The organism is Sphaerisporangium dianthi (assembly GCF_042654065.1).
In the GTDB taxonomy this organism is placed as follows: domain Bacteria; phylum Actinomycetota; class Actinomycetes; order Streptosporangiales; family Streptosporangiaceae; genus Sphaerisporangium; species Sphaerisporangium dianthi.
Map to the genome: position 1 here is coordinate 409062 of NZ_JBHSFP010000003.1, position 9476 is coordinate 418537.

Genomic DNA, 9476 nt, shown 5'->3' on the forward strand with positions numbered 1-9476 from the left:
ATTGTCCGGAACTGTCCCTCCACCGCGGAGCCCGGCGCCGCCCTAGGCCCGCCGGGGCCGGGTCATGGTCCCGGCGGCCAGGTGAGGTTCGAGCCGTACAGGGCGGGCGGCGGGCCCTTGTCGGGGTGCCCGTCCAGCCATTCCCGGTGCGGCTCGGCCCAGCGGCCGTTCCGGCGGAGGCTCTCAAGGACGTGGTTGGCGAACCGGACGAAGTCGGTGTCGTCCTTGCGGAAGGCGATCGCGTGCGCGTCCTGGCTCACCCCCGGAACGGAGTGCGTTTCGCGGTGGTACAAGGGACGCGCGAGGCCGGCATGATCTACCCGGCGTCGCCCGTCCTGGCCGTCGCGGCCGACCGGACAAGGGCCGGGGCGAAGGCCGCCGCGGCGCGTCTGATCGCCGACGGCGGCACCTGTCCCACTACTCGCGTGCCGCGGCCGGCCCGGCCTCCGCTCTCGTCGCCGGTGCTCCGTGGACCTGCGAGTGCGGCCGGGTCTCACCCTCCTCCGCCGGCTTCTGCGCCCAGTGCGGCCGCCATCCCCCGGACCAGGCCTGATCGACGGCGGAGTCCGCCGCCGCCGATCGGTACGCCGGCGCGGGCCCGTCCTGGGGGGCGCCGCCCGGAGCGGATCTTCACCGGACGAGCCCGCGGGTTCGGGGGCCTAGTGGGAGGGGGTGAACTGCTCGGACTCGGTGGAGCCCTTCAGCGCCACCGTCGAGGAGTCGGGCGCGACGGCGGTGCTCACCAGGTCGAAGTAGCCGGTGCCGACCTCCCGCTGGTGGCGGGTGGCGGTGTAGCCCTGCCGTTCGGCGGCGAACTCGGCCTCCTGCAGTTCGACGTAGGCGGTCATGCCCTCTTCGGCGTAGCCGCGCGCGAGGTGGAACATCGAGTAGTTCAGCGAGTGGAATCCGGCCAGGGTGATGAACTGGAAGCGGTAGCCCATGTGGCCGAGCTCGCGCTGGAACTTGGCGATGGTCGAGTCGTCCAGGTGCTGCTTCCAGTTGAACGACGGTGAGCAGTTGTAGGCGAGCATCTGGTCGGGGAAGCGTGCCTTGATAGCCTCGGCGAACCGCCGCGCCACGTCCAGGTCGGGGGTGGAGGTCTCCATCCACAGCAGGTCCGCGTGCGGCGCGTAGGCCAGGCCGCGGGCGATGCAGGCGTCCACGCCGTTGCGCACGTGGTAGAAGCCCTCCGGGGTGCGCTCGCCGGTGGTGAACGCCTGGTCGCGGGCGTCGACGTCGCTGGTCAGGAGCGTCGCGGCCTGGGCGTCGGTCCGCGCGATGATCAGGGTCGGCACGTCGCAGACGTCCGCCGCCAGGCGGGCCGCGTTGAGGGTCTTGATGTGCTGGCCGGTCGGGATCAGCACCTTGCCGCCAAGGTGGCCGCACTTCTTCTCCGAGGCGAGCTGGTCCTCCCAGTGCACGCCCGCCGCGCCTGAGGCGATCATGCCCTTCATCAGCTCGTACGCGTTGAGGACGCCGCCGAAGCCCGCCTCGGCGTCGGCGACGATGGGCGCCATCCAGTGCGGAGCGCCGGCCTCGCCCTCCGACCAGGAGATCTGGTCGGCGCGCAGCAGCGCGTTGTTGACGCGGCGGACCACGGCGGGGACGGAGTTGGCCGGGTAGAGGCTCTGGTCGGGGTAGGTCTGGCCGCCGAGGTTCGCGTCCGCCGCGACCTGCCAGCCTGACAGGTAGATGGCCTGCAGACCCGCTTTGACCTGCTGAACGGCCTGGTTGCCGGTCAGGGCGCCCAGCGCGTGCACGTACTCCTCGGTCCTCAGCAGGGACCACAGCCGCTCCGCGCCGAGGCGGGCGAGCGTGTGCTCCTCTTGCACGGTGCCGCGCAGGCGGATGACGTCCTCGGCCGTATAGGTCCGCTCGACGTCCTTCCAGCGCGGGTTGCTCTCCCACTCTCGCCGCAGTTCATCTGCAGCTCCCTTGAGGCGATCTTCCATCGTGAGCTCCTTCGGCGTCCTCTGGGGGCTTGCTTCCGAGTCTGCGATGGTTCGGCGGCCAGAACAATAGTGATCGTGTGAAAACTGCCAGAATTTTCGGATTTGACCAATACTCGCCAGTATTCCCCTGGCAAGAAACGCAAACTTTTCACTATGGACTAGACCAATCTCTGAGGTCCGAATCCCTGCCGCTGTCGTCGCGGCTGAAGAGGTACGCGTGAAGGCGCGCCGGGCCGCCGCTGCGGCAAGGCGGATCGCGGAGCCGGGGAAAGGATCTGACGCGCAGGTGGGAAAGGGGACTAGCGGGCAGGTGGCGGCGCGGCGGCCATGCCGGAGAGGGCGGTCATCTGTGGGCGTACCAGATGGTGATCTCGCGCAGATGCTCCGCCGGGCCGTCCGCGAGGACGCGTTCGGCCCTGCCGTCGAGGCCGGCCAGCACCAGCCGCGTGGTCCCGCCCTTCTTGACGGTGGCCAGGAAATGCCGGTCGTCCAGCCAGCCGTTGAAGGTCATGTCCGGCCGGAGGTGGATGACGGAATGGGCGGCGCCGCTGCCGGCGTCCCACAGGCAGACGTCCTTGGGCGCGCGCGGGCAGGTGGTGGCGAAGACCGTCGCGCCGGTCCGCAGCGTGACGGCGTCCGAGGCGAGCAGCGTGCCCTTGTCCCGGAAGGACCGGACCACCGAGCCGTCCGGTGCGAGGAACCTGATCACGCCGCCCTGGCCTTGGTGCATCAGCGTCGAACCGCCTGGTCCCCAGGTGTAGTCGTCCTTGCCCCCGTCGGAGACGAGGCGCGTCTCGACGCTCTTGGCCCGCGCGTCCACGATCACGAAGCCGGTGGCGGGGTTGCCCTCCGCCGCCCGGTCGTCGTAGAGGGTCATCACCACGCGGCGGCCGTCGGCGCTCCAGCGGGTGACGCCGATGTTCCCCGGCTTGTCGGCGGCGCGAAGCTCCACGTCCTCCTTGGTGACGCGGTCGACCAGCCTGATCGTGTTGTAGTCGGTGCGGGTGAAGTTGGTGTTGGAGACCGAGGCCACGTACCGGCCGTACGGGGAGACCACCGCCCGCTGGAAGTTGCCGAAGTAGGTGAAATCGCCGGTCTTCTGGTCGCGGACGTAGACGGGGGAGTCGCCGCCCGAGCGCAGGTTCCCGTAGGCGGAGCCGGCCCAGACGGGGTCGGCCGGATTCTCGTGCAGGGTGATCTTCGTGCCCGGGATCTTCACCGTCGTCGTCGAGGTCGCCGGCATCGGCCCGTCCGGCGCGGTGGAGGTGGCGGACGGATCGGCGGCCGGCCCGCTCGCTCCGGTCCGGCGCGCCTCGCCGTCCCGGCCGGTCGAGGGCGCCCCCGCCCCGATCAGGCCCCACGCGGCCGCGGCCGCCGCCAGCGACACGGCGGCGGCGCCCGCGCCGACCAGCATGAGCGGCCGCCGGCCGCGGCGCCGGTGCGGCGCGGTGGCGGACGACGGCGCCGGTGGAGCGGTGTCCTCGGTGGCGGTGGCCGGCGGCGCGGCGGACGCGCTGCCCACGGCCAGCAGCCGCTGGGACGGGACGCGGTGGCCGAGCAGCGTGAGCAGGGCGCGCGGCGCCGTGGGGCGGGTGGCGGGGTCCTTGGCCAGGCAGGAGGCCACCAGATCGCGCAGGTCGCCGCGCAGGTCGCCGAGCTCGGGTTCGGCGGACAGGATCCGGTTGACGACGACGGGCAGGTCACCGGATCCGAAAGGCGGCCTGCCCGTCGCGGCGCAGACCACCGTGGCCGCCCAGGCGAACAGGTCGGCGGGCGGGCCCCCGCCGGCGCCGGAGAACTGCTCGGGAGCCATGTACGGCGGGGTGCCCACCAGGAACTCCTCGGTGGGCTCCCCGGAGTCCAGCGCCCGCGAGATCCCGAAGTCGATCACTCGCGGGCCTTCCCTGGCGAGCAGCACGTTGCCCGGCTTGAGGTCCCGGTGCACCACGCCGGCCTGATGGATGGCGGCCAGCGCCGTGAGCGTGCCGATCGCCAGGCGGCGCAGCTCGGCCGGGCGAAGCGGCCCCCGCTCGGCGAGCACCGAGGCCAGCGAGGGGCCGTCCACGTATTCGCTGACGATGTACGGCACGCCGTCCACCTCGCCGGTCGCCAGCACCGCCGCCGTGCAGAACGCCTTGACCCGTCGCGTGAGCTCGATCTCCGTGCGGAACCCCTCCTGGTTCTCCTGGTCGAGCCCACGGGCCAGCACCTTGATCGCGACCCGCTCGCCTTCGGGCGTCTCGCCCAGATAGACCACGCCCTGGCCGCCCTGACCGAGCCTGCCCAGCACGCGGAAGGCGCCGACATGCGAGGGGTCGCCGCGCAGCAGCGGCAGGTGATTCGTCGTCACCGTGGCCTGTCCGCGAAGTTCCGCGAGGCGGCGTCCGGGACCAGGTCGGCGAGCACCCGCTTGACCCGCCCGAGAAAGTCCATGATCTTGATCTGCGCCTTGCCCTTCTTGGTGGGCTCCTGCACCAGCAGGTGGTCCTCGCCGAACCAGCCGAGCAGGTTGCCATCGTCGCTGAGCCCCGGCACGGTGGCCTTGCGGTCGCCGGTCCGGGCGTCCCAGACGCAGATGTCGTCCTTGTTCGGGCAGATGGTGACGAACTGCAGCCCTGACGGGGAGTACCAGTCGAGATCGCGCGGCGCGCCGACCCAGTGCATGGTCCGCGCGACCTTGCCGGACATGTCGTAGAAGTCGATGCCGTTGCTCTTGGAGCCGCTGTATCCCCGGGCGACCTCACCGGTGGGGGTGAAGGTGAAGGGCAGGCCGATGGCGTCGGAATACTGCGCGTCCACGACCGTCGCCGTGCGCGCGACCACGTCGATGACGGCGAATCCGGTGACGAGCTCCCCCTTCTCGTTCACGACCGACATCAGCAGCCGCCTGCCGTCGCGCGACCAGGTCGGGAACATGGTCCGGGAGGGCTTCTTCACCGTGGTGACCGCGAACGACTCATTGGTGCGCAGGTTGAGGAACTTCACCCGATCGGTGTCCGAGTTCTGGAATTTCACCCACGGGTTGAGCGCCACCCACTCGCCGCCCGGCGACATGACCGGCTCCTCGGCCAGCCCCACCTCCTTGAACGTGCCCGACCGTTCCCGGGCGAACGACTTGAACGGCCGGCTCACCTGCAGGTATGTGGCCAGCCACACCGGGTCGGCGGAGTTCTCGTGCAGGGTGGCGCGGATGTCGGGCAGCTTCACCTCGCGGTCGGCCTTCGGGGCGACGCTCGCGACCGGCGCGCTGGTCTGAACCGCCGTCACCACGGGGGCGGCGGTGAGGACGGCTGCGGCGCCCCCCGTCACGGCAGGGGAGGGGGCGGGAGCGGCGGCCGACGCCCGCCGCTCGCCGGTCAGCGCGTACACGCCGGTGCCGGCCAGCAGCGCCCCGGCGGTGAACCCGGCCACGGCGATCAGCGCCGCGCGTCCTCGCCGCGCCGGACGGAGGTCGTCCGCCGCCGGCCCCTCTCCGGGCCCCGGCGGCGGGGGCCCGCCGATCGGCCTCGCGGACGGCGGCGGGGGCGGGGGCGGGGATGTCCGCGCGGTCAGGAAGGTGGTCTCGCCGACCAGCCGCAGCAGCACGTCGCTGGAGGTCGGGCGGCGCCCGGGGTCCTTGTCCAGGCAGGAGGCCACCAGGTCGTGCAGGTCGCCGAGATCGGGCAGCTCGGGCTCGGCGTTGACGATGCGGTTGACGGTGCCCGCCATCGACCCGCCGTCGAAGGGCGAGCGCCCGGACGCCGCGGACGCCACCGTCGCCGCCCACGAGAACAGGTCGCCGGGCGGCCGCATCTCGTCCCCCCTGAGCCGCTCGGGCGCGGTGAAGGCGGGGATGCCGACCTTGCGGGTCGTGGCCGACGCGGCGTCCGACAGCGCACGGGAGACGCCGAAGTTGATCACCCTGGGCCCGTCCGGGCCGAGGACCACGTTGCCGGGCCGGATGTCGCCGTGCACGGTGCCGGCCTGGTGGATGGCCACCAGCGCGGTCACGGTCCCCACCGCGAGCCGGTGCAGCGCGGCGTCGCGCAGCCGCGTGCCCGCCTCGGTCGTCTCCTCCAGCGTCGGCCCGTCGATGTACTCGCTGACGACGTACGGGCGGCCGTCCAGCACGCCCGATTCGAGCACCTGGGCGGTGCAGAAGGCCGAGACCTCCTGAACCGGTTCGATCACCCGCAGGAACCGCTCACGGTCGAGGTCCGGATGGAGCAGTTTCACCACCACCCGCTCGGTGGCCGAGGAGGCCGGTTCCCCGACGAAGACGTCCGTGCCGAGCCGGCCGATCAGGCGATACTCCCCTACCTGGAGTGGATCGCCCTGGAGCAGGGGTTGTAAGTCCGGCATCCCGGATCTCTCCTCTCGGCCCGCCACCAGGCCAGCAGATCACCAATTATGGGGAATTGACCAGGGTAATCACAGGCGGTCGGAAAGATCGTCGTCAAGACGGAACGCGCGGCGGCGCGCGTCAGGGGTACCCCCGGCAGGCTGTAAGAACAGCCGAATTTGCGCTTAGGATCGTGCTATGGCGTCTTTAGTGGGCGAAGAAGCGCTGTCTTTGACCCAGGAGCTCGACCTTCTGGCGTTCGGCCAGCGGTTGAAACACCTCCGCAAGCAGCGTGGCCTCACCCTGTCGGAGCTCGGCGAGCGTGTCGGCCGCGCCCCGAGCCAGCTGTCCCTGCTGGAGAACGGCAAGCGCGAGCCCAAGCTGTCGCTGCTGAAGTCGCTGGCGACCGCGCTCGGCGTCCCGGTCGAAGAGCTGCTGCGCCGCCAGGCCCCGAGCCGCCGCGCCCAGCTGGAGATCGCCCTGGAGGAGGCGCAGCGCGACCCGGTCTACGCCTCGATCGGCCTTCCCCGGCTCAAGGTCTCGGCCCGGGTGCCGACCGAGGTGCTCGAGCACATCATCGGGCTGTACGAGGAGCTGCGATCGCGCCAGGCCAAGGGCACGGCGACGCCCGAGGAGGCCAGGGCGGCGAACGCCGAGCTGCGCCGCAAGCAGCGCGAGCAGGGCAACTACTTCGCCGAGATCGAGACCGCGGCGGCCGAGGCGCTGGCCGCGGTCGGCTACCGCACCGGCGCGCTCTCGCAGGGCACGGTGCAGGCCCTGGTGACCCACTTCGGCTTCACCGTGCGCACCGCGCAGGACCTGCCCCGCTCGGTGCGGTCGATCACCGACCTGCGCAACCGGCGCATCTACGTCCAGCACGAGCAGCTCGGCATGCACACCCCGCGCACGATCCTGCTGCAGACCCTCGGCCACCTCGCGCTCGGCCACCACAAGCCCCGCGACTTCGCCGACTTCCTGCGCCAGCGCACCGAGGCCAACTACTTCGCCGCCGCGGTCCTCGTGCCCGAGACGGCCGCCGTGCCGTACCTGCAGGAGGCCAAGCGCGACAGGGCGCTGTCGGTGGAGGACCTGCGCGACGTGTTCGCCGTCTCCTACGAGATGGCCGCGCACCGCTTCACCAACCTGGCCACCCACCACCTGGACCTGGTGTGCCATTTCGTCCGCAACGACGCCGGCGGCATCATCTACAAGGCGTACGAGAACGACGGCATCGTCTTCCCCGCCGACGAGCAGGGCGCCATCGAGGGGCAGCGCATGTGCCTGCGGTGGTCCGGGCGTCAGGTCTTCCTCTCGCCCGACCGCTTCTCGGTGTACCACCAGTACTCCGACTCGCCGACCGGCACCTATTTCTGCATCGCCCACGTCGACCCCTCCCGCGAGCGCGACTTTGCCATCACCCTCGGGGTTCCGTACCGCGAGTCCCGCTGGTTCCGCGGCAGGGAGACGACCAGGAGGACCAAGTCGAACTGCCCGTCCGGCGACTGCTGCCGCCGCCCGCCGGCCGAGCTGACCCAGCGGTGGGAGGGCTACGCCTGGCCTTCGGCGCGGGCCAACTCCCACGTGCTGGCGGCCCTGCCTCCCGGCTCGTTCCCCGGCGTGGACGAGGCCGACGTCTACTCCTTCCTCGAGCGCCACGCCGTGGCCTGACCCGGCCGGTGAGCGACGATTCAGGTCCGGCATAAAGTGATATATCAGGCGACGGGAGGCGACGGGGGGATCGTGCGTGCTGCCTGAGGTGGAGACGTGGCTGCGCGACCGCACGACGACATCGGCCGACTGGCCGGTCGAGAGCCTGCTCGCGGCGAAGGGCGGCACGAGGGTCAGTGTCGTGCTCCCGGCCAGGGACGAGGCCGAGACCGTCGGGGAGATCGTCTCGGCGATCCGCCGCGACCTGCTGGAGGCCGTCCCGCTCGTCGACGAACTGGTGGTCATCGACTCGCGCTCCACCGACGACACCGCCGCCCGGGCCGTGGAGGCGGGGGCCAAGGTCTTCTCCCAGGACGAGATCCTGCCCGCGCTCGCCCCGATGGACGGCAAGGGCGACGTGCTGTGGAAGTCCCTGGCCGTCACCTCCGGCGACCTGCTGGTGTTCATCGACGCCGACCTGCGCGAGTTCGGCACCGACTTCGTCACCGGCCTGCTCGGCCCGCTGCTCGCCGACCCCTCGGTGATGTACGTGAAGGGCTGCTACGACCGTCCGCTGCGCGAGGCGCGAGGCGGCGGCGGGCGCGTCACCGAACTGGTCGCACGTCCCATGCTCAACCTGCACTGGCCGCTGCTCGCCGGGTTCGTCCAGCCGCTCGCCGGGGAGTACGCCGGGCGGCGCGAGGTCCTCGAGCGCGTGCCGTTCGCCACCGGGTACGGGGTCGAGCTCGGCCTGCTGATCGACCTGCTGGAGCACGCGGGCCTCGACGCGCTCGCCCAGGTGGACCTGGGCAGGCGGGTGCACTCCCACCAGTCGACCGAGGCCCTCGGCGTCATGGCCGGGCAGATCATGCACACCGCCTGGACCCGCCTCGAACGCCAGCGCAAGATCGTCCCACTGCACACCCCCGCCACCGGCCTGACGCAGTTCCGCCGCGGCGAAGGCGGCCATCTGCCCGTCGGCCGGGACGTCGCCGTACCCGAACGCCCTCCGATGGCCGGCATCCCCGAGTACGCGGCCTCCCGCCTTCCCGGCCTTCTCGGCCACAGGTCGGCGCGCCCGTAAGGCGTCGTCGCACTCTTCGGGGAGCGAGGGACGAAAGTCCCATTTCATCGGGACATCAGGGCCGTCGGCACGGGACGTACAACACTCCTGGACAAACCGCAAAAAAGATGTACTTAACCCGCGAAGGAAAATGAGGAACATATCCGAAAGGAAGCGGCCATGGCCATCACCGAAGGGCGTCACAACGTCGCGCGCACCAAGGACGTCGCCCCCTCGATCCCGGTTCAGAACGTCGGTCAGGTGGACCAGCGAAGGCACCCGGTGAACTACGTGTGGGCCGTGGTCCGCCTCGCGCTCGGCTGGACGTTCCTGTGGGCGTTCGCCGACAAGCTGTTCGGCTTCGGTTTCGCCACCCCGGCCGCCAAGGCCTGGGTCAACGGCGGCAGCCCCACCACCGGGTTCCTCAAGGGCACCAAGGAGTCCGCGCTCGGCGGGTTCTTCACCGGCCTGGCCGGACAGGCGTGGGTCGACT

General features: G+C 71.3%; 6 protein-coding genes and 1 pseudogene. 3 read left to right on the plus strand and 4 right to left on the minus strand.

All coding sequences use genetic code 11. The features are described 5' to 3' along the window. Positions 1-62 precede the first annotated feature (62 nt). The 4 genes from ACFO60_RS07810 to ACFO60_RS07825 form a co-directional block, all read right to left on the minus strand. On the minus strand, positions 63-260 hold the full coding sequence (locus ACFO60_RS07810) for a hypothetical protein (RefSeq protein WP_380838637.1): 198 nt from the start codon (positions 258-260) through the stop codon (positions 63-65). Positions 261-659: 399 nt separating this feature from the next. After that, entirely contained in the window at positions 660-1952 is a 1293-nt protein-coding gene (aceA, locus tag ACFO60_RS07815) for an isocitrate lyase (protein ID WP_380838639.1), read from the minus strand. 343 nt (positions 1953-2295) lie between these two features. Further along, positions 2296-4302, minus strand: a complete 2007-nt coding sequence (locus ACFO60_RS07820) for a serine/threonine protein kinase (protein ID WP_380838641.1) — start codon at positions 4300-4302, stop codon at positions 2296-2298. After that, on the minus strand, positions 4299-6293 hold the full coding sequence (locus ACFO60_RS07825) for a serine/threonine protein kinase (RefSeq protein ID WP_380838642.1): 1995 nt from the start codon (positions 6291-6293) through the stop codon (positions 4299-4301). The genes ACFO60_RS07820 and ACFO60_RS07825 overlap by 4 nt, the downstream gene beginning before the upstream one ends. Before the next feature lie 178 nt (positions 6294-6471). Between ACFO60_RS07825 and ACFO60_RS07830 the strand changes: the two genes are divergently transcribed. From ACFO60_RS07830 to ACFO60_RS07840, 3 genes and pseudogenes are all read left to right on the plus strand, one after another. Beyond that, a complete protein-coding gene (locus ACFO60_RS07830) occupies positions 6472-7941 on the plus strand; it encodes a helix-turn-helix domain-containing protein (RefSeq protein ID WP_380838644.1) in 1470 nt (489 codons plus the stop codon). Between the two features lie 76 nt (positions 7942-8017). After that, positions 8018-9004, plus strand: coding sequence for a glucosyl-3-phosphoglycerate synthase (locus ACFO60_RS07835; RefSeq protein WP_380838646.1), 987 nt, complete (start codon positions 8018-8020; stop codon positions 9002-9004). Between the two features lie 159 nt (positions 9005-9163). Beyond that, a pseudogene (locus ACFO60_RS07840) lies at positions 9164-9476 on the plus strand (hypothetical protein); the annotation flags it as partial.

What these genes read in the sequence shown, in the direction of transcription:
- ACFO60_RS07825 (WP_380838642.1), bottom strand. Translation starts at nt 6,293, where the DNA reads ATGCCGGACTTACAACCCCTGCTCCAGGGCGATCCACTCCAGGTAGGG.
- aceA (WP_380838639.1), bottom strand. Translation starts at nt 1,952, where the DNA reads ATGGAAGATCGCCTCAAGGGAGCTGCAGATGAACTGCGGCGAGAGTGG.
- ACFO60_RS07830 (WP_380838644.1), top strand. Translation starts at nt 6,472, where the DNA reads ATGGCGTCTTTAGTGGGCGAAGAAGCGCTGTCTTTGACCCAGGAGCTC.